Source organism: Pseudomonas sp. SC3(2021) (assembly GCF_019856535.1).
Classification (GTDB): domain Bacteria; phylum Pseudomonadota; class Gammaproteobacteria; order Pseudomonadales; family Pseudomonadaceae; genus Aquipseudomonas; species Aquipseudomonas monsensis.
Window position 1 is genome coordinate 2,114,873 of sequence record NZ_CP082236.1, and the last position, 23,482, is coordinate 2,138,354.

Sequence of the window (23,482 nt, forward strand, 5' to 3'; positions counted from 1 at the left end):
TCAAGCCTGGTGGCTGATCCGCCCATCCACCAAGGTGTAGCGAACCACACCCGGCAACGTGTGGCCTACAAACGGGCAGTTCTCACCCTTCGACAACCAGTGTTCACCGGCGACTGTCGAAGCCTTCGGATCGAACAGCACGATGTCCGCCGCACCGCCCACCGTCAGTTTGCCCGCCGGCAGGCGCAGCGCGTCCGCAGGGCCAGCGCTCAGGCGCGCGAGCAGGGTCGGCAGATCCAGCAAACCATCCTCGACCAGGGTCATCGCCAGCGGCAGCAGCAGCTCGACGCTGCTGATGCCCGGCTCGGTTGCGCCGAACGGCGCCAGTTTGGCGTCGCGTTCGTGGGGCTGGTGATGGCTGGAGATTGCCGACACCACACCCGATTTCACAGCCTCACGCAGGCCGTCGCGGTCTGCGCGGGTGCGCAGCGGCGGTTGCACGTGATAAAGACTGCTGAAGTCGATCAGCGCTTCATCGGTGAGGATCAACTGGTACAGCGCGACATCCGCCGTGACCTTCAAGCCACGGGCCTGAGCCTGGGCGATCAGGGCCACACCGCGAGCGCTGGTCAGTTGGCTGAAGTGCGCACGCACGCCGGTCTGCTCGACCAGCAACAGATCGCGGGCCAGGGCCACGGTTTCCGCCGTTTCCGGAATGCCCGGCAGACCAAGGAAGCTGGCGACCGCGCCTTCGTGGGCCAGGCCGCCATCCGCCAGATCGTGATCCTGCGAGTTGAAAATCACCGTCAGATCGAAGGTGGCCGCGTATTCCAGTGCCCGGCACAGGGTGCGGGTGTTGCGGAAACTCTCCAGACCGTTGCCGAACGCGACGCAACCGGCGTCACGCAGCGCCACCAGCTCGGCAAGCTGTTCGCCGTCCAGGCCTTTGCTCAGCGCGCCAATCGGGAACACTTTGGTGTTGCCGGCTTCGCGAGCACGGTCGAGGATCAGTTCGGCCACTGCCGAGGTGTCGAGCACCGGTTTGGTCTTCGGCGGGCAGCACAGGCTGGTCACGCCACCTGCCGCCGCTGCGCGGGTTTCGCTGGCAATGCTGCCTTTGCGGCTGTAGCCCGGCTCGCGCAGGGCGACGTTCAGGTCGACCAGCCCGGGCGCGGCGACCAGGCCCTGGGCGTCGATGGTTTCGACGGCAGTGAAACCGGCCGGCGCGGCGCCGAGGGCGACGATCTTGCAGGCTTCAACGTGGATATCGGTGATTTGATCCAGGCCGCTGCTTGGATCGATGACGCGGGCGCCGAGAATGCTGAGCTTCACTGGGCGTTCTCCTGCTCGAATTGACGTTGCGCTGTTTGCCCGCTCATGGCCATCGACAGCACGGCCATGCGGATGGCGATGCCGTAGGTGACTTGATTGAGGATCACCGAGTGCGGGCCGTCGGCCACCGCCGATTCGATCTCTACACCACGGTTGATCGGCCCCGGGTGCATGACGATGCAATCGGGTTTGGCCCCGGCCAGACGCGCGGTGGTCAGGCCGAACAGGCGGTAGAACTCGCCTTCGCTCGGCAGCAGGCCGCCGGTCATGCGCTCACGCTGCAGGCGCAGCATGATCACCACGTCGACGTCCTTCAGGCCTTCGTTCATGTCGGTGTAAACCTTCACGCCGTACTGCTCGATGCCGATCGGCAGCAGGGTCTTCGGCGCGATCACGCGGATGTCCGGGCAGCCGAGGGTTTTCAGCGCGAGCATGTTCGAGCGTGCCACCCGCGAGTGCAGGATGTCGCCGACGATCGCCACCGAGAGGTTTTCGAAACCGCCCTTGTGCCGACGGATGGTGAGCATGTCGAGCATGCCCTGGGTCGGGTGGGCGTGACGGCCGTCGCCGCCGTTGATGATCGCCACCTGTGGGCAGACATGCTCGGCGATGAAGTGTGCCGCACCGGAATCGCCGTGGCGCACGACGAACATGTCGGCGGCCATGGCTTCGAGGTTGCGCAGGGTGTCGAGCAGGGTTTCACCTTTGCTGGCCGACGAGGTCGACACGTTCAGGGTGATCACGTCTGCCGACAGCCGCTGGGCCGCCAGTTCGAAGGTGGTGCGGGTGCGCGTGGAGTTTTCGAAGAACACGTTGCACACGGTCTTGCCGCGCAGCAACGGGACCTTCTTCACCGCCCGGGCCCCGACTTCGAGGAACGAGTCGGCAGTGTCGAGGATTTCCGTCAGCAACTCGCGGCGCAGGCCGTCGAGCGAGAGGAAGTGGCGCAGCTGGCCCTGATCATTGAGCTGCAGCGGGCGCTTGGTATCTAGAGGCGTCATCGCGAAGGGGACTCTCAATAGGGCGGATTAAGGGTTCAGGTCTTGCAGTTCGAGCGTCAGCGGCTCGGGGCCGGACAGCTTGACCCGCTCGTGAGCGGCCAGCGACAGGGTCGCGCCGACCACGTTCGGGCGGATCGGCAGCTCGCCGGCGTCCAGGTCGAGCAGGCAGACCAGGGTCACGCTGGCCGGGCGGCCATAGTCGAACAGTTCGTTCATCGCGGCGCGGATGGTGCGGCCGCTCATCAGCACGTCGTCGATCAGCACCAGGTGCTGGCCTTCGATCTCGAAGGGCAGGGCCGAGGGGCGCACTTGCGGGTGCAGGCCGTTCTGGCTGAAGTCGTCGCGGTAGAAGGAAACATCCAGCGTGCCCAGTGGCGCATCGCTGCCCAATTCCTTGAGCAGGGCCTGCGCGACCCAGATACCGCCGGTGCGGATGCCGATGTAACGCGGTTCGCTGATCTCACGCTGGGCAAGGTGCGCCTTGAGGCGGGTCGCCATCTGGCTGATCAGATCGGCGGGATTTGGCAGGCTCATGGTTGCTCCTTCTTGGGGTCGAGCCGGGTCCTTGGACGCGGCTCGGGTCGTAGCTCAAAAGAAAAGCGCCGAAGCGCTTGTCAGGATTCAAACAATGCAGTGTTTTCATCGAGCCAGCCCTGCAACAGCAGAGCGGCGGCGATGGCGTCCACCGGGTTGTCGCGGTAACTGCCTTTCTGCCCGCCACGTACCAGTCGCTCGCCTTTGGCCTCAAAGGTGGTCAGGCGTTCGTCGTGGGTATAGAAGGGCACATTGAAGCGGCCGTTGAGACGTCGGGCGAATTTCTCGGCGCGCAGGCACATTTCGCTGGGCGTGCCGTCCATGTTCAGCGGCAGGCCAACCACCACGGCGTCGGGTTTCCACTCTTTGAACAGCGCTTCGACCTGGTTCCAGTCCGGAACGCCGTTCTGCGCTTTCAGGGTGCACAGCTCGCGGGCCTGGCCGGTAATCACCTGGCCGACTGCAACGCCGATCTGTTTGGTGCCGTAGTCGAAGCCGAGAATCAGACGCAGGGCCATCAGGCGTGGCCTGCCTGGCTGGTCAGCAGACTGAGGTTGATCCCCAGGTGCCGTGCCGCCGCTTCCAGACGCAGTTCGCTGCTGGTGTTGAACAGGATGTCGGCATCGTACGGGCAGGTCAGCCAGGCGTTGTCGGCCAGTTCGGCCTCCAGTTGCCCGGCTTCCCAGCCCGCGTAACCGAGGGCGATCAGGCTTTTCGCCGGGCCTGCACCGTCCGCGATGGCAAACAGCACGTCCTGGGAAGTGGAGAGCGCCAGATCGCCGTCCAGTTGCGCGGTGGCCTGGAACATCTGGCCGGCCGGGTGCAGGACAAAACCACGATCAGTCTGCACCGGGCCGCCGATGAAAATCGGTACGTGCTGGCAGAGTGCTGGCGGCTCGATGTCCGGACGCAGTTGCTCGAGGATGTCAGCCAGATTCAGCTCTTGCGGTCGATTGACCACCAGCCCCATGGCGCCATTGGCCGTGTGCTCGACGATGTAGGTCAAGGTGTGGGCAAAGTTCGGGTCGGCCATGTGTGGCATGGCGATCAGGAAGTGATGCTTGAGGTAGCTGGGGCTGACGTTTTTCATGAGCGATAGTGTGGCGTTCGGGGGGCGAACTGACAAGCTGGAGATGCTGACAACAACACAGACCCCTTGTCGGAACATGGCATTTGTGGCGAGGGGATTTATCCCCGTTGAGGCGCGAAGCGGCCCTGAATCCATTGATACGGTCTGCCTGACACTCCGTGAATGATGGTTTTGCGACTGCTGCGCAGCCGAACGGGGATAAATCCCCTCGCCACAATGAATCTCATCGCTACAGGAATATTCAGTTGCTCGAGAGTTTGTCGCCCCGGGCGAATTTCCAGGTGCGGATGATTTCCAGTCGGTCGATATCCGACAGATCACCGGTAAACGGTGCAAACGGTGCGGCCAGCCGGACGATGCGCTGGGCCGCCTGATCCAGCAATGGCTGGCCGGAGGATTCGAGCACCAGCACTTCATACAGCGAGCCGTCGCGGTTGATCGAGACCATCAGGCGCAGGTTGCCGTAGATCTGCTTGCGCCGGGCTTCTTCCGGGTAATTGAGGTTGCCGATCCGCTCGACCTTCTTGCGCCAGTCATCCTTGTACCAGGCGCCCTTGTCGCGCATGGTCGAGGCGGCGCTCAAACGGTGAATGCGCGGGCGTTTGGCGTACAGCTGTTGTTCCTTGGCCAGTTCCGCTTCGAGGCTGGCGATGTCGCTGGACAGCTGCGAGCTATCGAACGTCGGTGCGTCGACCGCCGGTTTGGTCTCGGTCTTGGTTTCTTCTTTCTTGGTCGGCGCCTTTTGCTGTTTCGGCGCGACCGTGGTCACGGCAGCCTTGGGCGCGGCTTCACGGACTTCCGGCTTGGCGGCCGGAGGCGGGGTGACTTTCTTGACCTGATTGTCCTGGAACGGCGCGATCTCGGTGGTCTTGGGGATCGCCTTTTTGTCGAGGGTGCCGCTGCCTTCCTGGTTTTCCTGGGCGAGGAAATCGGCCTTCTTCGGCTTGGTGTCGCTCTTGAAGGTGGCGAGGGTGATTTCCAGGGTTTTGCTGATTTGCTTGGGCTCGACCATGGTGAAGCCGACGCCGAGCAGCAGCGCCAAATGAATCAGCGCTGCGAGAAACAGGGTAAATCCGAGGCGATCGGCCGGGCGCACGCCACGGTGGGCGAGTTCTGCGGGCAGATCGGACGGGAGGGTCATGACAGAAAAACCAACATCGCGTTTTTACGGGCTCGGCATGATAACGCAATGTTGGTTTTTAGCTGCAAGCTTCAAGCGGCAAGCGACAAGCTGCTCGCCGCTGGCTTCAAGCTTGCTGTTTGCGGCTCGAGGCTTGCAGCTGCTTTTCGATCGCATCCATCAGCATGCCGCCGATGTCGGTACCGAAAGCGTTGTCGATTTCGCGGATGCAGGTCGGGCTGGTGACGTTGATTTCGGTCAGGTGCTCGCCAATCACGTCCAGACCGACGAACAGCAGGCCTTTCTCGCGCAGGGTCGGGCCGACTTGCGCGGCGATCCAGCGATCCTTGTCGGTCAGCGGCCGCGCTTCACCACGACCACCGGCGGCGAGGTTGCCACGGGTTTCGCCCTGGGCCGGAATCCGCGCCAGGCAGTAATCCACCGGCTCGCCGTCGATCATCAGGATGCGCTTGTCGCCATCGACGATGGCCGGCAGGTAACCCTGAATCATGATCTGCTGCTTGCCGTGCAGCGTCAGGGTTTCGAGGATCACCGACAGGTTCGGGTGACCGGCGGTGTGACGGAAGATCGACGAACCGCCCATGCCATCCAGCGGCTTGAGGATCACGTCACCGTGGTGATCGGCGAATTCGCGCAGCACGTCCGGGCGACGGCTGACGATGGTCGGCGGCGTGCACTGCGGGAACAGCGTGGCGAACAGCTTTTCATTGCAGTCGCGCAGGCTTTGCGGCTTGTTCACCACCAGCACGCCCGCCGTTTCGGCCTGTTCGAGCAGGTAGGTGGAGTAGACGAATTCCATGTCGAACGGCGGATCCTTGCGCATCAGGATCACGTCCAGGTCGCTCAGCAGGTTGTCCTGCTCGGCGTCCAGTTCGAACCATTTTTCCGGGTTGGCGAAGACTTTCAGCGGCTTCATGCGCGCCCGCGCCTGGCCTTCGGCCTGATACAGGTCGCGCTGCTCCATGTAGAACAGTTCCCAGCCACGTTTTTGCGCGGCCAGCAGCATGGCCAGCGAGCTATCCTTTTTATAGGAGATGCTGGCGATAGGGTCCATGACAATCCCGACGCGAACGCTCATTGGGTTTTCCTCGAAAATTGGCTACCGGATCGGTATTGAAAAAGTGCCGCCAGAGTGGCTCCGGGCGGGTTTTCGGTCAAGGAAAAACCCGTCGATAGATTGCATCTGGAGACTGTGCTAAAAAGGCTGGCATGCAGCGCTGGCCCTTGAACATCAAGGGTTTCCAGCCATCACTGATAGCAAAACGGACAATTTGATTCGCAAAGGCGACGGTAGAGCCCTCTTATGGAACAGCAGTCCAGCGCCTTGAAGGTCATGGTGATCGACGACTCGAAAACGATTCGTCGCACCGCCGAAACATTGTTGAAAAATGTGGGTTGCGAAGTGATCACGGCGATTGATGGTTTCGACGCGCTGGCGAAAATCGCGGACAACCATCCCGGAATCATTTTTGTCGACATCATGATGCCGCGTCTGGATGGTTATCAGACCTGCGCTTTAATCAAGAACAACAGCGCATTCAAGGCCACGCCGGTGATCATGCTGTCGTCGCGCGACGGCCTGTTCGACAAGGCCAAGGGGCGGATTGTCGGTTCCGATCAATTTTTGACCAAGCCTTTCAGCAAGGAAGAACTGCTTAACGCGATTCAGGCCCATGTTCCGGGCTTCGCCGCCGTTTTGCCGCAGTAAGACACGTACAGTGATGCTCGGCCAGCGGGCCGGGCGTCAACAAGAAAAATGGGGAAAACCATGGCACGTATCCTGATCGTCGATGATTCGCCGACTGAAATGTACAAACTGACCGGCATGCTCGAAAAGCACGGCCACGAAGTACTGAAAGCCGAAAACGGCGCCGACGGTGTCGCGCTGGCCCGTCAGGAAAAACCCGATGCAGTGCTGATGGACATCGTCATGCCCGGCCTCAACGGTTTTCAGGCGACCCGGCAATTGACCAAGGACCCGGACACCGGCCACATCCCGGTGATCATCATCACCACCAAGGATCAGGAAACCGACAAGGTCTGGGGCACCCGTCAGGGCGCCAAGGATTACCTGACCAAACCGGTCGACGAAGACACCCTGATCAAGACCCTGAACAACGTGCTCAAAGGCTGATCGCGCAACCATGAGCGAATCGCTGACCGCGTTCGAACTGCTCTGGCAAATCGACCAGCGCTGCCGCTTGCTGGCGGCGGACTTGCCGTCGCAGGCCGCGCGCCAGGATCGCTGGAGCGGTATCGGCTTTCGCCTTGGCGAGCATTGGTATGTGGCGCCGATGGGCGAAGTCAGCGAAGTGCTGCACGAGCCGCGCTTCACTCAATTGCCCGGGGTCAAGCCGTGGGTCAAAGGGGTGGCTAACCTGCGTGGGCGCTTGCTGCCGATCATGGACCTGTGCGGTTTTTTCGGGCACGAGCTGTCGCCATTGCGTAAACAGCGGCGGGTATTGGTGGTCGAGCATGGCGATGTGTTTGCCGGGCTGATGGTCGATGAAGTCATCGGCCTGCAGCATTTCGAGCAGGACAGCTTCGAACCGATTTCGATCAGCAAGCGCCAGGGTTCCAAGGCCGAGTTCGTCAAAGGCTATTTCCGGCGCGAACAGAACTGGCGGGTGTTCAGCCTGTTTGCCCTGGCTAAATCCCCGGTATTCATGAGCGTCGCAATTTAGTCGAAACAACAGAGAACCCATGTGGGAATGGGCCATGTAATGGTGTGATTCTGTGGCAAGGGAAACCTGTGGCGAGGGGATTTATCCCCGATGGGTGGCGAAGCCGACCCAAAGGCTGCATTCGAGATGTATTTGATACAGCTCGAATCTTGGGGCCGCTGCGCGACCCATCGGGGATAAATCCCCTCGCCACAAAAGCTCCACTTCACAAGGCTAGCTTCTACAGGTGCTTCGGTGAGTTTCAAATTAGGCGAGGACCGATGACAAAAGCAAAAACAGACAAGTCGGCGGAAGGATCGCGCAGTCGCTCGCAGATCATCGTGCTGTTCATCGCACTGATCGTGTTCATCATGCTGCTGTTCGCCAACTTCGCGTACCTCAACACCCAGGCCAACTACGACAAACAGTACATCGGCCACGCCGGTGAACTGCGCGTGCTGTCGCAACGCATCGCCAAGAACGCCACTGAAGCCGCCGCCGGCAAGGCTGCCGCGTTCAAGTTGCTGAGCGATGCGCGCAACGATTTCGCCCAGCGCTGGGGTTACCTGAAGAAAGGCGACCCGGCCACCGGCCTGCCACCGGCCCCGGCCACCGTGCGCCCGGAAATGCGCGCCGTGCAGCTGGATTGGGAACGCCTGCTGAAAAACACCGACGCGATTCTCTCCAGCGAGCAGACCGTGCTGTCGCTGCATCAGGTCGCCGCGACGCTGGCCGAAACCGTGCCGCAGTTGCAGATCGAATACGAAAAAGTCGTCGAGATCCTCCTGCAACGCGGCGCTCCGGCGGCGCAAGTGGCGATGGCCCAGCGCCAATCGCTGCTCGCTGAACGGATCCTCGGCGCGGTCAACACCGTACTGGCCGGCGACGAAAACTCGCAGCAGGCCGCCGACGCCTTTGGTCGCGACGCCACCCGTTTTGGCCAGGTGCTCAACGGCATGCTGCAAGGCAACCCGGCACTGAAAATCAGCCAGGTCGAAGACCGCGATGCCCGCGCACGCCTGAGTGAGATTTCCGAGCTGTTCCAGTTCGTCTCCGGCTCGGTGGATGAAATCCTCGAAACCTCGCCGGAGCTGTTCAAGGTTCGCGAATCGGCGAGCAATATCTTCAGCCTCTCGCAAACCCTGCTCGACGAAGCCTCGCACCTGGCCACTCGCTTCGAAAACCTTGCCGGCGGGCGCAACACCGACACCATCGGTGGCTACGTCCTCGGTTTGCTGGCACTGGCCTCGATCATCCTCATCGGTCTGGTGATGGTCCGCGAGACCAACCGCCAGTTGCGCGAGACCGCCGAGAAGAATGAGCGCAACCAGAACGCGATCATGCGCCTGCTCGACGAAATCGAAGACCTCGCCGATGGCGACCTCACCGTGACCGCCTCGGTGACCGAAGACTTCACCGGCACCATCGCTGACTCGATCAACTATTCGGTCGACCAATTGCGTGACCTGGTGGCAACCATCAACCTCACCGCCGGCCAGGTCGCCGCCGCCGTGCAGGAAACCCAGGCCACCGCGATGCACCTGGCCCAGGCCTCGGAACATCAGGCGCAGCAGATTTCCGAAGCCTCGACCGCGATCAGCGACATGGCCGAGTCGATTGATCAGGTGTCGGCCAACGCTGCCGAGTCCTCGGCCGTGGCCGAGCGCTCGGTGGAAATCGCCAACAAGGGCAACGAGGTGGTGCACAACACCATCCACGGCATGGACAACATCCGCGAACAGATTCAGGACACCGCCAAGCGCATCAAGCGCCTCGGCGAGTCGTCGCAGGAGATCGGCGACATCGTCAGCCTGATCGACGACATTGCCGATCAGACCAACATCCTCGCGCTCAACGCGGCGATTCAGGCGTCGCTGGCCGGGGATGCCGGGCGTGGTTTCGCCGTGGTCGCCGATGAGGTGCAGCGCCTGGCCGAGCGCTCGTCTGCTGCCACCCGGCAGATCGAAACCCTGGTGCGGGCGATCCAGACCGACACCAACGAAGCGGTGATCTCCATGGAGCAGACCACCACCGAGGTGGTGCGCGGCGCGCGTCTGGCGCAGGATGCCGGGGTGGCCCTGGAAGAAATCGAAGGCGTATCGAAGACCCTCGCGGCGCTGATCCAGAGCATTTCCAACGCGGCGCAGCAGCAGACTTCGTCGGCCGGGCAGATTTCATTGACGATGAACGTGATCCAGCAGATCACCTCGCAGACTTCGTCCGGCTCCACCGCCACCGCCGAGAGCATCGGCAACCTGGCGAAAATGGCCAGCCAGCTGCGCCGTTCGGTATCCGGTTTCACCTTGCCGTCGGCGTCCGCGACGGACAAGGCGTGAGTGGAGTGGTTATGGGTGACCGGCACGACTATGTGGCCCTCGAATGGGTCAAGGGCGAAATTGCCGAAACGCTGAAACAGGCGCATCAGGCAATTGAAGCCGTGCTTGAGGATCCGCAGGCCTTTCCCGGGCTGGACGAGTGCCTGGATTACATCCATCAGGTCCACGGCAGTCTGCAGATGGTCGAGTTCTACGGCGCAGCCTTGCTCGCCGAAGAGATGGAACATCTGATCGAAGCCTTGCAGCACGAGCGCGTCAGCCACCGCGACGAAGCCCTGCACCTGCTGCTGCAAGCCCTTGGGCAATTGCCGATCTACCTCGACCGCGTGCAGGGCGCCCGCCGCGATTTGCCGCTGGTGGTGCTGCCGCTGATCAACGACCTGCGCAGCGCCCGCGGCGAAAGCCTGCTCTCGGAAACCAGCCTGTTCAGCCCGCAACTGCCGCAGCTGCCACCCCTCAGCGCGCAAGCGCTGGCGCTGCTGGAGCCGGCAGAACTGCCGAATGTGCTGCGCAAGTTGCGCCAGATGCTGCAAATGGCCTTGGTCGGTCTGCTGCGCGAGCAGAATGACCAGACGCATCTGGAGTACCTGGCGAAAGTCTTCCAGCGTCTCGAAGCCATGAGCGGCGATGCGCCATTGAGCCCGTTGTGGCAAGTGGCCTCGGCGCTGGTCGAAGGCATGCGCGAAGGCGCGATCGCCAACAGCCCGGCGCTGCGCAGCCTGTTCAAGGACGCCGACAAGGAACTCAAGCGCCTGCTCGAGCAGGGCATGCGCGGCCTCAACCAGCCGCCCCCTGCGGAGCTGCTCAAAAGCCTGCTGTTCTATATTGCCAAAGCCGAACATCCCACCGGGCAGATGCTGACCATGAAAGATCGCTACTCCCTGGACGACGCGTTGCCCGACAGCGCGATGGTCGACGAAGAACGTGCGCGCCTGGCCGGCCCCGACCGCGATGCGATGCGCTCGGTGCTGGCGGCGCTGTGCGAAGAGCTGGTGCGGGTCAAGGAGCGCCTCGACCTGTTCGTGCGCAGCGACCGTCAGCACACCTCTGATCTGGACAGCCTGCTGGCGCCGCTGCGGCAGATTGCCGACACCCTGGCGGTGCTCGGTTTTGGCCAGCCGCGCAAGGTCATCATTGATCAACTGGCGGTGGTCCTCAGCCTCGCCCAGGGCCAGCGCGAACCGAACGACGCCACGCTGATGGACGTCGCCGGCGCGCTGCTCTACGTCGAGGCGAATCTGGCCGGGATGGTCGGCACCGTGGAAACGGAAAGCCCCGAAGAGGCGCGCCTGCCGACCACCGACCTGACGCAGATCCACCAGATCGTGATCAAGGAAGCGCGCATCTGCCTGCAACAGGCCAAGGACATGATCGTCGACTACATCGACGCCGACTGGGATCGCCAGCACCTGCAAGCGTTGCCGGAACTGCTGACCCAGGTGCGCGGCGCGCTGGCGATGATTCCGCTGAGCCGGGCGGCCAGTCTGGTCGAGGCCTGCAATGGCTTTATCCGCGAGCATTTACTGCTTGATCCCCACGAGCCGGGCTGGCAGCAACTGGACAACCTCGCCGACGTGATCACCAGCCTCGAGTACTACCTCGAACGTTTAAGCGACGACCCGCAGGCCGCGAGCGAACAACTGCTGGATGTCGCGCAGAAGAGCTTGGCCAGCCTGGGCTACTTTCCTGACGAAGAGCCCGGCGCACAGCAGGTGCCAGTGCTCGATGACGTGCTCAGCCCCAGCGAAGCGTTGGTGATGCAGGACCTGCAAGTGCTGGACGACCCCGATATCGTGCAGTCGCTGGCCGAGGTGCTGGCCAGCCCGGTGTCGGCGGTCAACCCGCCGGCCCTGACCACCCCCGGCAGCCTGATGCCGCCACCGGCTGACGAAGAACCGGTCGACGACGAGCTGCGCGAAGTGTTCCTCGAGGAGACCGCCGAAGTCCTCGAAGTCCTCCACGAATACCTGCCGCGCTGGTCGGCCAATCCGCAAGACCATGCGGCCCTGACTGAACTGCGCCGGGCCTTCCACACCCTCAAGGGCAGCGGGCGCATGGTCCGTGCGCTGGTGCTGGGTGAACTGGCCTGGGCGGTGGAGAACCTGCTCAACCGTGTGCTGGAACAAAGCGTCGAGCCCGGTGCGGTGGTGCCGCAACTGCTCACCGACACGGTGTTGTTGCTCCCGGAATTGATCAGTGAATTCGCCACTCACCGGCAGCGTCAACGCAGCGACGTCGATCAGCTCGCCGCCCGCGCCCATGCGCTGGCCAAGGGGGACGAACCGCTGGCCGCTGAAGACGTGAATGATGTCGCGGCCCTTGATCCGCTGTTGTTGGAAATCTTCCGCAACGAGGCGGAAACCCATCTGGCCAGTCTCAACCGTTACCTCGATCAGGCCGCCGAACATGTACCGCTGCCGGCCAGCGATGAACTGCAGCGCGCCTTGCATACGCTCAAGGGCAGCGCGTCGATGGCCGGGGTGTTGCCGATTGCCGAACTGGCCGCGCCGCTGGATCAACTGGCCCGCGAGTTCAAGGCGCATCAGTTGCCGCTCGATCTCGATGAAGTGGAATTGCTGCTTGAGGCCGAAGGTTTGTTCCGCGTCGGTCTGCGCCAGCTCAAGCACGATCCGCTGGCGCCGATCGTCGGTGCACAGTCGTTGATCAAGCGCATTGAAACGCTGCTCGGCGAGCGTCTGGAAGCGATCCTCCAGACGCCGAACACCAGCCTGCGGATCAAGCGCGATCCGCAATTGATCAACAACTTCCTCGCCCAGGGCATGGACATCCTGCTCGACGCCGAAAACCTCTTGCAGCGCTGGCAACAACATCCCGGCGAGCGCCAGGAACTCAGTGCCTTGCTGGATGAACTGACCACCCTTGGCGAAGGCGCGCATTTGGCGGATTTGCTGCCGGTGGATGTGTTGTGCGAAGCCTTGCTCGACCTCTATGGCGCGGTGGAAGAAAGCAGCCTGGCGGTCAGCGAGCGGTTTTTTGAAGAAGCGCAGAACGCCCACGAAGCGCTGATCAACATGCTCGACGAATTGGCCGCCGGCCAGGAAGTCACGCCGCAGCCTGCGCGCATTCGCGCCCTGCACGAGCTGCTCGACGAGAGCCTTGACCCGTCGTCGATGGGCCTGATCCGCAGCGATGGCAGCCGTACCCTGAGCATTCGTGAACTGGGCAGCGCCACCGCAGAGTTGCAGCAGTCGGCGAGGTCGTTCGAGGGCGACGACGAGATCGTCGAGATCTTCCTCGAAGAGGCCGTCGACATTCTCGACAGCGCCGGACAAGCCTTGCACCGCTGGCTCAACGACCCGGACAACGCCGCACCGCTGTCCTCATTGCAGCGCGACCTGCACACCCTCAAGGGCGGCGCGCGCATGGCCGAAGTGGCGGCCATCGCAGATCTGGCCCAGGAGCTGGAAAGTCTTTACGAAGGACTGGTGGATCGCCGCTACAGCCACAGCGACGCTTTGGGCCAGTTACTGCTCAAGAGCCACGCGCAGTTGGCGTTGCTGCTTGACCAGTTGCAAAACCATCAGCCGCTGAGCCCGGCGCAGGAACTGATCGGCGCGATTCGCGAGCTGCGTCAGGGGCAACCGCTGGGCGAAGCGCCGTTACCGACGGCCGATCATGACAGCGCCGCACACGATCCGGAGCTGCTGGAAATCTTCCTCGAAGAAGGTTTCGACATCATTGAAAACTCTGGCGCGGCGTTGCTGCGCTGGCAGGCCGAACCGGGCAATCGCCAGGAAGTGGAAACCCTGCTGCGCGATCTGCACACCCTCAAGGGCGGTGCACGGATGGTCGAGATCGGTCCGATCGGCGACCTCGCCCATGAGCTGGAATACCTTTACGAAAGCCTTTCCACCGGGGCGTTGCAGCCGTCGGCGGAACTGTTCGCACTGGTCCAGCGCGGGCATGACCGCCTGGCGCAAATGCTCGATGGGGTGCGCGCCGGGCAACCGTGCCCGCCGGCCGATCGGCTGATCAGCGCGATCCAGAATTTCAGTCATCCGGCGACGGTGGAAACCCCGCCGGTATTGCCGCTGCCCGCCAAGACCGAGCCGGCGCCACCGGCTGCCGATGCCGGTGCGGACATGGTCAAGGTCTCCGCCGACCTGCTCGACGAGTTGGTCAATCTGGCCGGGGAAACCTCGATTTTCCGTGGGCGTATCGAGCAACAGGTCAGTGATGCGCAAACCGCACTGAACGAGATGGAAACCACCATCGAGCGCATACGCGATCAATTGCGCCGGCTCGACACCGAAACCCAGGGACGGATTCTCAGCCGTCAGCAAGTCGATGCCGACCATCTCGGTTACGAAGAATTCGACCCGCTGGAAATGGATCGCCACTCGCAGTTGCAGCAACTGTCGCGGGCGCTGTTCGAATCCGCTTCCGACCTGCTCGACCTCAAGGAAACCCTCGACCGCCGCAACCACGACGCCGAGAACCTGTTGCTGCAACAGGGGCGGATCAACACCGAATTGCAGGAAGGCCTGATGCGCACGCGCATGGTGCCGTTCGAACGCATGCTGCCGCGCCTCAAACGCATCGTGCGGCAGGTCGCCGAAGAGCTGAACAAGGACGTCGCGTTCATCATCGACAACGCCGAAGGCGAGATGGACCGCAACGTGCTGGAACGCATGGCCGCGCCGCTGGAGCACATGCTGCGCAACGCCGTCGATCACGGTCTGGAGTCTGCCGAAGTGCGGCTGGCGGCGGGCAAACCGGCACAGGGTACGATCAGCCTGGACTTGTCCCGTGAAGGCGGCGACATCGTTTTCGATATCCGCGACGACGGCGCCGGGGTGCCGCTGGAAGCGGTGCGGCGCAAGGCGATCAAGCGCGGTTTGCTGGCGCCGGATGCCGAAATCAGCGACCGCGATGTATTGCAGTTCATCCTCCAGCCGGGTTTCTCCACCGCTGAAAAGATCACGCAGATTTCCGGGCGCGGCGTCGGCATGGACGTGGTCCACGAAGAGGTGCGTCAGCTCGGCGGCACCATGAGCATCGACTCGGTGCCGGGGCAGGGCGTGCATTTCCGCATTCGCCTGCCGTTCACCGTGTCGGTCAACCGCGCGCTGATGGTGCAGTGCGGCGAGGATCAATATGCGATTCCGCTGAACACCATCGAAGGCATCGTCCGCGTCCTGCCGAATGATCTGGAAGGGCACTTCCGTAACGACCCGCCGAGCTACCACTACGGCGGCCAACGTTATGAGTTGTGCTATCTGGGCGAACTGCTGAAAACTGCGCCACGCCCGAAACTGCTCGGCCAGAGCCTGCCATTGCCGGTGCTGCTGGTGCAGTGCAACGACCGGCACATCGCGGTGCAGGTCGACGCGATGGCCGGTACCCGCGAGATCGTGGTCAAGAGCCTCGGTCCGCAGTTCGGCGCGGTGCAGGGCGTGTCCGGGGCGACGATTCTCGGCGATGGCCGGGTGGTGCTGATTCTCGATTTGCTGGCGCCGATCCGCGCGATGCAGGCGCGGGTTGCGCAGCGTCCGGCCCATGCGGACATCGACAGCGAGCCGCAAAAGCCGCTGCTGGTGCTGGTGGTCGACGACTCGGTGACCGTGCGCAAAGTCACCAGCCGTTTGCTCGAACGTCACGGCATGAATGTGCTGACCGCCAAGGACGGGGTCGACGCCATGCTGCTGCTCGAAGAACACATGCCCGACCTGATGCTGCTCGACATCGAAATGCCGCGCATGGACGGTTTCGAAGTCGCCACCCAGGTGCGCCACGACGAACGCCTGCAACACCTGCCGATCATCATGATTACCTCGCGCACCGGGCAGAAACACCGCGACCGCGCGATGGCCATCGGCGTCAACGACTACCTCGGCAAGCCGTACCAGGAATCGGTGCTGCTCGAAAGCATTGCCCACTGGAGCAAGAAACATGCATGAGCGCCGCCACAACGCGCGCACCAGCCAACTCACCGGCCTGCTGCTGCCACTGGCCGACCGCAACCTGATCCTGCCCAACGTCGCCGTGGCCGAGCTGATTGACTATCAGGCCAGCGCCTTCGACCTGGATACGCCGCCGTGGTATCTCGGCAAGGTTACGTGGCGTGAGCGGCAGATTCCGCTGCTGAGTTTTGAATCGGCGTGCGGGCAGAAAATCGTCATTGGCGAGCGGGCGCGGATCGTGATTTTGAATGCGCTGGGCGGGTTGCCGGAGCTGAAGTTCATTGCGCTGCTGGTGCAGGGGATTCCGCGTTCGTACAAGCTCGACAGTCAGTTGAGTTATGTCGATGTGCCGTTGTGTGCGCTGGAACAGGCAGCGGTGCAGGTCGGGGACCAGGTGGCGAAGGTGCCGGATTTGTTGGGGCTGGAGCAGTTGTTGGTGGAGGCTGGGCTCGTTCACTGATCCAAGGTTTGCGGTGACCAGACTGGACTCTTCGCGAGCAAGCTCGCTCCCACAGTAGGTTTATGTCGTACACAAGATCTGCGTTCTCTGAAGATCTCCTGTGGGAGCGAGCTTGCTCGCGAAAGCGCCAGTCGCCACACCTCAATCCGACAGACAAATCCTCAATCTCTGTGAGCAATAAACACCCTTCAGCGCAGTTGTTTAAAGACACCCGGTGTTACGGCTCACTGGCCTACAAATCCTTGCGCCGCTGCCTACGCATGCACCAGAATCCGCCGGCTTGTGCGCCTTGGGCAGGCTGCGTAACTTGATTCCGTCACTGATTCCCAGTGATCGGGTTTAGCAGCCCGGCTAGTTGTCCGGTCGTACGAGTCTCATCCAGTCAGGCATTCGCCTGCGCTTGATGGTGGCTGTGCGCATGGCACCTTCGGGTGCGCCGGGTTGGGGTTTGACCGGTCTGCTAACTTGCGCATAGCCGCCACCCTACCGTTTAGCAGCGGGATGGTGAGGCCTGATAGAGGTTCATCCCCATGTTCAAAGTAACGCCTAACCCGCCGTCCACCGACCCGGCATCCCCCTACGAATCCCCTGCTCAATAACCACGCAGCAATGGTGGAAGGTACGCACCGCAAGACTGTGCAGGGCATTGCGCAGGTGGTGATGGTGGCGGAGATGGCGGTGAATCGGGTGTTGGATAAGTTGGTGCCGACGGAATAGCGAAAAAGCCCGACCCTCACCCCAGCCCTCTCCCGGAGGGAGAGGGGGCCGACCGCAGGATGCTCACAAGTTACGCCGACATGAAAATACTGCTGTGAATCCATAATCGACTCGGTGGGGCAGGTCGGTGTATGGCGCAAGACACTTCGGTAGGTCCCCTCTCCCTCCGGGAGAGGGCTAGGGTGAGGGCGCTCTTGATCATTACCCTGAGCGTAACGATTCACCACCGCGCTTGATTGATGCCCCCACCCCACACGCCTACCTTAGCTCCACGACAGCGAACCCCGTGGAGTGAGCATGACAACAACAATTTCCCCCGACTCGCGCTGGACGCGGCGGCGTGACGAGAAGCAGCGGCGTCTCGACAAGGTGCGCGGGCTGGCCGACGGTGTGGTGTTGCCCACCGACAAGATCGTCGCCGCGCTCGAAGCGCTGATCCATCCCGGCGACCGTGTGGTGCTGGAGGGCAACAACCAGAAGCAGGCGGATTTCCTTTCCCGTTCGCTGGCCAAGGCTGACCCGGAAAAGCTCCACGACCTGCACATGATCATGCCCAGCGTCGGTCGCTCCGAGCATCTGGACCTGTTCGAACGCGGCATCGCCCGCAAGCTCGACTTCTCCTTTGCCGGCACCCAGAGCCTGCGCATCAGCCAGTTGCTCGAAGACGGCCTGCTGGAAGTCGGCGCGATTCACACCTACATCGAACTCTATGCGCGGCTGGTGGTGGACCTGATTCCCAATGTCGTGCTCTCGGCCGGGTTCATGGCTGACCGCGCCGGCAACATCTACACCGGCCCGAGCACCGAAGACACCCCGGCACTGATCGAACCGGCCGCGTTCAGCGACGGCATCGTTATCGTCCAGGTCAATCAGTTGGTCGACGACGTCAGCGAACTGCCGCGCGTGGACATTCCCGCCTCATGGGTCGATTTTGTCGTAGTGGCCGACAAGCCGTTCTACATCGAACCGCTGTTTACCCGCGACCCACGGCACATCAAACCGGTGCACGTGTTGATGGCGATGATGGCGATCCGTGGCATCTACGAAAAACACAATGTGCAGTCGCTCAACCACGGCATCGGTTTCAACACCGCCGCCATTGAACTGATCCTGCCGACCTACGGCGAATCCCTCGGCCTCAAGGGCAAGATCTGCCGCAACTGGACGCTCAACCCGCACCCGACGCTGATCCCGGCGATCGAAAGTGGCTGGGTCGAAAGCGTGCATTGCTTCGGCACCGAACTGGGCATGGAAAACTACATTGCCGCACGGCCCGACGTGTTCTTCACCGGCCGCGACGGTTCGCTGCGTTCCAACCGGATGTTCTGCCAACTGGCCGGGCAGTACGCGGTGGATCTGTTTATCGGCGCGACCTTGCAGGTCGATGGCGACGGCCATTCCTCGACCGTGACCCGTGGTCGCCTCGCCGGTTTCGGCGGTGCGCCGAACATGGGCCACGATCCACGCGGCCGGCGTCACGGCACCCCGGCGTGGCTCGATATGCGCCACGACGATGCGCAGCAACCGATGCTCGAACGCGGCAAGAAACTCGTAGTGCAAATGGTTGAGACCTTCCAGGAGGGCGGCAAACCGACCTTTGTCGAAACCCTCGACGCCGTGGAGGTGGCGAAGAAAAGCGGGATGCCGCTGGCGCCGATCATGATTTACGGCGACGACGTCACCCACCTGCTCACCGAAGAGGGCATCGCCTACCTGTACAAGGCGCGCTCGCTGGAAGAGCGCCAAGCGATGATCGCAGCGGTGGCCGGCGTCACCGCCATCGGCCTGCGGCACAACCCGAAAGACACCGAACGCATGCGCCGCGAAGGCCTGATCGCCTTGCCCGAAGACCTCGGCATCCGCCGCACCGACGCCACCCGCGAACTGCTCGCAGCGAAAAGCGTGGCCGATCTGGTCGAGTGGTCCGGTGGCTTGTACAACCCGCCCGCCAAGTTCAGGAGCTGGTAATGCACGCATTTAACCTGCAAGCGAAACCGCTTTCTCTGACCGAACACTTGGCCGACCTGGCAGTGGACGCGCTGATCGACGAAGCCGATCTGTCGCCGAAACCGGCGCTGGTCGACCGTCGCGGCAATGGCGCGCACACCGATTTGCACTTGGGCCTGATGCACGCTTCGGCGTTGTCGTTGTGGCCGGCGTTCAAGGAAATGGCTGAAGCGGCGGTCGAGATCGGCGAAGTCGATTCAACGCTGCGCGAAGCGATTGGCCGCATCGGTCGCGAAGGCGAGCAAGCGATGCTTGCCACCACCAACGGTGTGAACACCCATCGCGGGGCGATCTGGGCCTTGGGCCTGATCGTCACAGCGGCTGCACTGGACGCGAAATCCAGCAGCGCCAATGCCGTCACCCTACGCGCCGCACGTCTGGCATTACTCGACGACCGCTACGCACCGCGCCCACTCAGCCACGGCGCCCAAGTCGCCCTGCGTTACGGTGCACGCGGCGCCCGTGAGGAAGCGCAACTCGGCTTCCCGTCCGTGCTGCAACGCGGTCTGCCACAACTCAAGCGCAGTCGCGGCAAAGGCCACGGCGAACAGAACGCCCGGCTCGACGCCTTGCTCGCAATCATGACTGACCTGGCCGACACCTGCGTGCTCTATCGCGCTGGCGAAGAGGGTTTGCAGGCCATGCAGCAGGGTGCGCAAGCGGTGCTCGACGCCGGCGGCAGCGCCAGCCTCAGCGGGCGTCGGCGCCTGCACGAACTGGATCAACAACTCATCGCATTGAATGCCTCGCCCGGTGGCGCCGCCGACTTGCTCGCCGCCACGCTGCTGCTCGACCGAATCGAGCGCCACGGCATCCTTCAGGGAGCGTTTTGATGGAAACCCTATCCTTTGAATTCCCCGCCGGGCAGCCGCCACGCGGGCGCGCGCTGGTCGGTTGTGTCGGTTCGGGTGATCTGGAAGTGCTGATCGAACCGGGTCTGGCCGGCAAGCTGACGATCAACGTGCAGACTTCGGTCAACGGTGCGCAGCAGCGTTGGCAGCATCTGTTTGCGCGGATGTTCGACGGCACTACACCACCGGCGATGGCCATCGACATCCACGATTTCGGCGCGACGCCAGGTGTGGTGCGCTTGCGTCTGGAACAAGGTTTCGAGGAGATCGGCCATGACTGACAGCGCAGCGCTGTTGCACAAACACAGCTTTGTCGAACTCGGTGCGCGGCAACGGGCGCAAGCCTTGCTCGATGCCGGAACCTTCCGCGAATTGCTCGACCCGTTTCAACGCGTCATGTCGCCGTGGCTCGAACGCCAGGGCGTGGTGCCGCAGGCCGATGACGGCGTGGTAATCGCCAAGGGCAACCTCGACGGGTTGCCGGTGGTGATCGCTGCCATCGAAGGCGCGTTCCAGGGCGGCAGCCTCGGCGAAGTCGGCGGGGCGAAGATCGCCGGCGCGCTGGAACTGGCCGCCGAAGACAACCGCAAGGGCATTCCGACCCGCGCCGTATTGCTGCTGGAAACCGGTGGCGTGCGTTTGCAGGAAGCCAACCTCGGGCTGGCGGCGATTGCTGATATTCATGCAGCGATTGTCGATTTGCAGCAGTACCAACCGGTGGTCGGTGTGGTGGCGGGCAGCGTCGGTTGTTTCGGCGGCATGTCGATTGCCGCTGCGCTGTGCAGCTATCTGTTGGTGACCCAGGAAGCGCGTCTCGGTTTGAACGGCCCGCAAGTGATCGAGCAGGAAGCCGGGATCGAAGAATACGACTCCCGCGACCGGCCCTTCATCTGGAGCCTGACCGGTGGCGAGCAGCGTTTCGCCAGCGGCTTGGTGGATCGTTATGTCGCCGATGATGTGGCACAGATTCGGCAGCAGGTTGGCCAATTGCTTCAGCAAGGTTTGCCAAAGCAACCGCGCAGCCAACGTGCCGAATGGTTTCTGCAACGCCTCAGTCGTCTGAACACTGACCCGCAAATCGAGCCGTCGGTGGTTCGCGATCTGTATCAAGGAGAGCGCTCATGAGCGGTTATTCACTGCGCGGTTTGAACTGGTTCAACGCCTTGAGCGCGGGTGCTGTGGTGGTTGAAGGGCTGCCGGCCTCGTTGAAGGTGGCGGATGGCGAACTCGGACGGTTTATCGCCGTGGTCGCTGACCCGGACAACCGTTATCCACGTGCTCGCAACGGCGAGGTCGGTTTGCTCGAAGGCTGGGGGTTGGCCAAGGCTGTGGATGAGGCGATCACTGCCGATCGCGACAAAACACAGAAACGCCCGATCATCGCCATCGTCGATGTGCCGAGCCAGGCTTACGGTCGCCGCGAAGAAGCCCTCGGCATTCATCAAGCGCTGGCCGGTGCGGCGGACAGTTATGCCCGTGCACGTCTGGCCGGGCATCCGGTGATTGCGCTGCTGGTGGGCAAGGCGATGTCCGGGGCGTTTCTTGCTCATGGTTATCAGGCCAACCGTTTGATTGCTCTGCGCGATCCCGGGGTGATGGTGCATGCGATGGGCAAGGCCTCGGCGGCGCGGGTGACCTTGCGCAGTGTCGAGGAACTGGAAGCGCTGGCCGCCAGCGTGCCGCCAATGGCGTATGACATCGACAGCTATGCGAGTCTCGGACTGCTCTGGGAAACCTTGTCGGTTGAGCAGATTGAACAGCCGACCGTTGAGGATCTGGCACGGGTGAACGAATGCCTGAAACAGGCCGTCGGCGATATCTCCAGCACTGACTTGAGCAACCGTCTCGGCGCAAAAAATCGTGCTGCTTCCAGCCGTGTACGCGAGCTGCTGAGGGCGCAGTGGTGAACACGCCTCTGGCCCACGACCTGCTGTGGGGCATGAGCCCGGCGCAGTTGCCGGCGGATGCGCCGTTGTGGGCGGTTGAGTCGCTGGCGGCCGGGCAACCGGTGGTGGTGCGACGCGCCTTGAGCGCTGAAGGTTACGTCGCGGTCGGCGTGCGCGGTGTGTTGCGCGAGCAGCGGTTGGCGGCGTTTATGGCGGTCGAGTCGATTGCCTGTCGGGTCAGTCCGGAGGCGCTTTGTCATGTTGAGTGCGAGCGTGATTTGCCGGTGATGCAGGCACTCCAGCAACTGCGGCCAATGCTCGATGATTGCGGTTGGGTCTGGGGAATCAGCGGCAGCGTCGGGTTTGAATTGGCCAGCGGTTTTAAAGCGATGCACGCGGCCAGTGATCTCGATCTGATTTTGCGTACGCCGCAGTTGATCACGCGTAATCAGGCCCGCAAATTCGTGGAGCTTTTCGATCAGGCTGCGTGCCGGATCGACCTGCAATTGCAAACGCCGTTCGGTGCGGTCGCCTTGCGCGAATGGGCCAGCGGATCGGCCCGTGTGCTGCTGAAAAACCAGCATCAGGCGTGTCTGGTGACTGACCCGTGGAACCCGCAGGAGCAGGCAGCGTGAGCAGCTTGCTGGTGTTCCCCGGCCAGGGCGCGCAGCAAGCGGGCATGCTGCAGCGATTGCCACGGGAAACCTTGATCGAGGCCAGCGATGTGCTCGGTGAAGATGTTTTGCTGCTCGATTCCAGCGCCGCGTTGCGTACCACAAGGGCGGTTCAGCTGTGCCTGCTGATCGCCGGCGTTGCAGCATCGCGGCAGTTGTTGCAGGACGGACTCACGGCGGATTACGTTGCTGGCCTGTCCATCGGCGCCTACCCGGCAGCGGTGGTCGCTGGAGCCTTGAGCTTCAGCGATGCGTTGCACTTGGTCAGCCTGCGCGGTGAGTTGATGCAGCAAGCTTATCCACAGGGCTATGGCATGACCGCGATCATCGGCCTGCAATTATCCACAGTCGAAACGCTGTTGACGCAGGTGCACAGTGAGGATTCACCGGTGTACCTGGCCAACATCAATGCCGATAACCAGGTGGTGATTGCCGGCAGTGACGAGGCCATGCAAGCGGTGGCTGAACTGGCGCGCAGTCGTGGCGCTGGTCTGGCAAAACGTTTGGCAGTGAGCGTGCCGTCGCACTGTCCGCTGCTGGAGGCGCCTGCACAAACCCTCGCCGAGGCCTTCGCCAAAGTTGAATTGAAGAACCCGAAAATCGCTTACCTGAGTGGCAGTCGCGCGCGTCCGGTGATCAAGCCTGACGCCCTGCGTGATGACCTCGCTTTCAACATGTGCCGCGTGGTGGATTGGCGCGGCACCGTACAAAGCGCCTACGAGCGTGGCGTGCGTTTACAAATCGAACTGCCGCCCGGTGCGGTGCTGACCGGGCTGGCGCGCCGGGTGTTCGAGCAGGGCACGGTCACTGCCTTCGACAGTGCTCGTCTCGACACCTTGCAGGCGCTGTTGCGAGAGGAGGGTGGCCGCCAACTCTAAAACCGCCGACTCAAGCTTCGAACAACAAAAACAACATTCGACGATGCA

The 23,482-nt window shown here is 62.6% G+C and carries 20 protein-coding genes and 1 pseudogene; 14 read left to right on the plus strand and 7 right to left on the minus strand.

Annotated elements, in window-relative coordinates; genetic code table 11:
• From K5Y35_RS09380 to gshB, 7 genes are all read right to left on the minus strand, one after another.
• Positions 1-1,272, minus strand: coding sequence for a dihydroorotase (locus tag K5Y35_RS09380; RefSeq protein ID WP_222834119.1), 1,272 nt, complete (start codon positions 1,270-1,272; stop codon positions 1-3).
• Positions 1,269-2,273 (minus strand): aspartate carbamoyltransferase catalytic subunit, encoded by a 1,005-nt coding sequence (locus K5Y35_RS09385; RefSeq protein ID WP_003229107.1) that lies wholly within the window; start codon positions 2,271-2,273, stop codon positions 1,269-1,271. Before K5Y35_RS09385 ends, K5Y35_RS09380 begins: the two co-directional genes overlap by 4 nt.
• Positions 2,274-2,300: 27 nt before the next feature.
• Positions 2,301-2,807, minus strand: a complete 507-nt coding sequence (gene pyrR, locus K5Y35_RS09390) for a bifunctional pyr operon transcriptional regulator/uracil phosphoribosyltransferase PyrR (protein WP_123469541.1) — start codon at positions 2,805-2,807, stop codon at positions 2,301-2,303.
• 80 nt (positions 2,808-2,887) lie between these two features.
• Positions 2,888-3,325, minus strand: a complete 438-nt coding sequence (ruvX, locus tag K5Y35_RS09395; protein ID WP_003229101.1) for a Holliday junction resolvase RuvX — start codon at positions 3,323-3,325, stop codon at positions 2,888-2,890.
• Positions 3,325-3,897 carry a YqgE/AlgH family protein gene (locus K5Y35_RS09400; protein ID WP_123469539.1) on the minus strand — a complete coding sequence of 191 codons (573 nt, stop codon included), beginning with the start codon at positions 3,895-3,897 and terminating at the stop codon, positions 3,325-3,327. Before K5Y35_RS09400 ends, ruvX begins: the two co-directional genes overlap by 1 nt.
• A 241-nt stretch (positions 3,898-4,138) precedes the next feature.
• On the minus strand, positions 4,139-5,038 hold the full coding sequence (locus tag K5Y35_RS09405) for an energy transducer TonB (RefSeq protein WP_222834120.1): 900 nt from the start codon (positions 5,036-5,038) through the stop codon (positions 4,139-4,141).
• A gap of 106 nt (positions 5,039-5,144) precedes the next feature.
• Positions 5,145-6,116, minus strand: a complete 972-nt coding sequence (gshB, locus tag K5Y35_RS09410) for a glutathione synthase (protein ID WP_222834121.1) — start codon at positions 6,114-6,116, stop codon at positions 5,145-5,147.
• 225 nt (positions 6,117-6,341) lie between these two features.
• Between gshB and pilG the strand changes: the two genes are divergently transcribed.
• The 14 genes and pseudogenes from pilG (at position 6,342) to mdcH (ending at position 23,434) form a co-directional block, all read left to right on the plus strand.
• Complete coding sequence (pilG, locus tag K5Y35_RS09415) at positions 6,342-6,746, plus strand: twitching motility response regulator PilG (RefSeq protein ID WP_007913673.1); 405 nt, start codon at positions 6,342-6,344, stop codon at positions 6,744-6,746.
• A gap of 60 nt (positions 6,747-6,806) precedes the next feature.
• Positions 6,807-7,172, plus strand: a complete 366-nt coding sequence (pilH, locus tag K5Y35_RS09420; RefSeq protein WP_222834122.1) for a twitching motility response regulator PilH — start codon at positions 6,807-6,809, stop codon at positions 7,170-7,172.
• Positions 7,173-7,182: 10 nt separating this feature from the next.
• Positions 7,183-7,722: a chemotaxis protein CheW gene (locus tag K5Y35_RS09425; protein WP_122604417.1), complete on the plus strand. Its 540-nt coding sequence runs from the start codon at positions 7,183-7,185 to the stop codon at positions 7,720-7,722.
• 260 nt (positions 7,723-7,982) lie between these two features.
• Positions 7,983-10,037, plus strand: a complete 2,055-nt coding sequence (locus K5Y35_RS09430) for a methyl-accepting chemotaxis protein (protein WP_186747144.1) — start codon at positions 7,983-7,985, stop codon at positions 10,035-10,037.
• Between the two features lie 11 nt (positions 10,038-10,048).
• A complete protein-coding gene (locus tag K5Y35_RS09435; RefSeq protein ID WP_222834123.1) occupies positions 10,049-15,958 on the plus strand; it encodes an Hpt domain-containing protein in 5,910 nt (1,969 codons plus the stop codon).
• On the plus strand, positions 15,951-16,421 hold the full coding sequence (locus K5Y35_RS09440) for a chemotaxis protein CheW (protein ID WP_123469524.1): 471 nt from the start codon (positions 15,951-15,953) through the stop codon (positions 16,419-16,421). The genes K5Y35_RS09435 and K5Y35_RS09440 overlap by 8 nt, the downstream gene beginning before the upstream one ends.
• 530 nt (positions 16,422-16,951) lie before the next feature.
• Positions 16,952-17,138 (plus strand): annotated as a pseudogene (locus tag K5Y35_RS27840) (DUF6124 family protein).
• 297 nt (positions 17,139-17,435) lie between these two features.
• Positions 17,436-19,106, plus strand: a complete 1,671-nt coding sequence (mdcA, locus tag K5Y35_RS09445) for a malonate decarboxylase subunit alpha (protein WP_038358792.1) — start codon at positions 17,436-17,438, stop codon at positions 19,104-19,106.
• Positions 19,106-19,978: a triphosphoribosyl-dephospho-CoA synthase gene (locus K5Y35_RS09450; RefSeq protein WP_222834124.1), complete on the plus strand. Its 873-nt coding sequence runs from the start codon at positions 19,106-19,108 to the stop codon at positions 19,976-19,978. The genes mdcA and K5Y35_RS09450 overlap by 1 nt, the downstream gene beginning before the upstream one ends.
• Positions 19,978-20,277 carry a malonate decarboxylase subunit delta gene (locus tag K5Y35_RS09455; protein WP_003229075.1) on the plus strand — a complete coding sequence of 100 codons (300 nt, stop codon included), beginning with the start codon at positions 19,978-19,980 and terminating at the stop codon, positions 20,275-20,277. The genes K5Y35_RS09450 and K5Y35_RS09455 overlap by 1 nt, the downstream gene beginning before the upstream one ends.
• Positions 20,270-21,121: a biotin-independent malonate decarboxylase subunit beta gene (locus K5Y35_RS09460; protein ID WP_222834125.1), complete on the plus strand. Its 852-nt coding sequence runs from the start codon at positions 20,270-20,272 to the stop codon at positions 21,119-21,121. Before K5Y35_RS09455 ends, K5Y35_RS09460 begins: the two co-directional genes overlap by 8 nt.
• On the plus strand, positions 21,118-21,903 hold the full coding sequence (gene mdcE / locus K5Y35_RS09465) for a biotin-independent malonate decarboxylase subunit gamma (protein WP_222834126.1): 786 nt from the start codon (positions 21,118-21,120) through the stop codon (positions 21,901-21,903). Before K5Y35_RS09460 ends, mdcE begins: the two co-directional genes overlap by 4 nt.
• On the plus strand, positions 21,897-22,517 hold the full coding sequence (locus K5Y35_RS09470; RefSeq protein WP_222834127.1) for a malonate decarboxylase holo-ACP synthase: 621 nt from the start codon (positions 21,897-21,899) through the stop codon (positions 22,515-22,517). Before mdcE ends, K5Y35_RS09470 begins: the two co-directional genes overlap by 7 nt.
• Positions 22,514-23,434 (plus strand): malonate decarboxylase subunit epsilon, encoded by a 921-nt coding sequence (gene mdcH, locus K5Y35_RS09475; RefSeq protein ID WP_222834128.1) that lies wholly within the window; start codon positions 22,514-22,516, stop codon positions 23,432-23,434. The genes K5Y35_RS09470 and mdcH overlap by 4 nt, the downstream gene beginning before the upstream one ends.
• The last annotated feature ends 48 nt before the right edge of the window (positions 23,435-23,482 follow it).

Coding starts and splice junctions, on each gene's coding strand:
- K5Y35_RS09430 (WP_186747144.1), top strand. CDS start 7,983: ATGACAAAAGCAAAAACAGACAAGTCGGCGGAAGGATCGCGCAGTCGC.
- K5Y35_RS09425 (WP_122604417.1), top strand. CDS start 7,183: ATGAGCGAATCGCTGACCGCGTTCGAACTGCTCTGGCAAATCGACCAG.
- pilG (WP_007913673.1), top strand. CDS start 6,342: ATGGAACAGCAGTCCAGCGCCTTGAAGGTCATGGTGATCGACGACTCG.
- K5Y35_RS09400 (WP_123469539.1), bottom strand. CDS start 3,897: ATGAAAAACGTCAGCCCCAGCTACCTCAAGCATCACTTCCTGATCGCC.
- K5Y35_RS09460 (WP_222834125.1), top strand. CDS start 20,270: ATGACTGACAGCGCAGCGCTGTTGCACAAACACAGCTTTGTCGAACTC.
- gshB (WP_222834121.1), bottom strand. CDS start 6,116: ATGAGCGTTCGCGTCGGGATTGTCATGGACCCTATCGCCAGCATCTCC.
- pyrR (WP_123469541.1), bottom strand. CDS start 2,807: ATGAGCCTGCCAAATCCCGCCGATCTGATCAGCCAGATGGCGACCCGC.
- mdcA (WP_038358792.1), top strand. CDS start 17,436: ATGACAACAACAATTTCCCCCGACTCGCGCTGGACGCGGCGGCGTGAC.
- K5Y35_RS09405 (WP_222834120.1), bottom strand. CDS start 5,038: ATGACCCTCCCGTCCGATCTGCCCGCAGAACTCGCCCACCGTGGCGTG.
- K5Y35_RS09435 (WP_222834123.1), top strand. CDS start 10,049: ATGGGTGACCGGCACGACTATGTGGCCCTCGAATGGGTCAAGGGCGAA.
- K5Y35_RS09385 (WP_003229107.1), bottom strand. CDS start 2,273: ATGACGCCTCTAGATACCAAGCGCCCGCTGCAGCTCAATGATCAGGGC.
- ruvX (WP_003229101.1), bottom strand. CDS start 3,325: ATGGCCCTGCGTCTGATTCTCGGCTTCGACTACGGCACCAAACAGATC.
- mdcE (WP_222834126.1), top strand. CDS start 21,118: ATGAGCGGTTATTCACTGCGCGGTTTGAACTGGTTCAACGCCTTGAGC.
- K5Y35_RS09440 (WP_123469524.1), top strand. CDS start 15,951: ATGCATGAGCGCCGCCACAACGCGCGCACCAGCCAACTCACCGGCCTG.
- K5Y35_RS09450 (WP_222834124.1), top strand. CDS start 19,106: ATGCACGCATTTAACCTGCAAGCGAAACCGCTTTCTCTGACCGAACAC.
- K5Y35_RS09455 (WP_003229075.1), top strand. CDS start 19,978: ATGGAAACCCTATCCTTTGAATTCCCCGCCGGGCAGCCGCCACGCGGG.
- pilH (WP_222834122.1), top strand. CDS start 6,807: ATGGCACGTATCCTGATCGTCGATGATTCGCCGACTGAAATGTACAAA.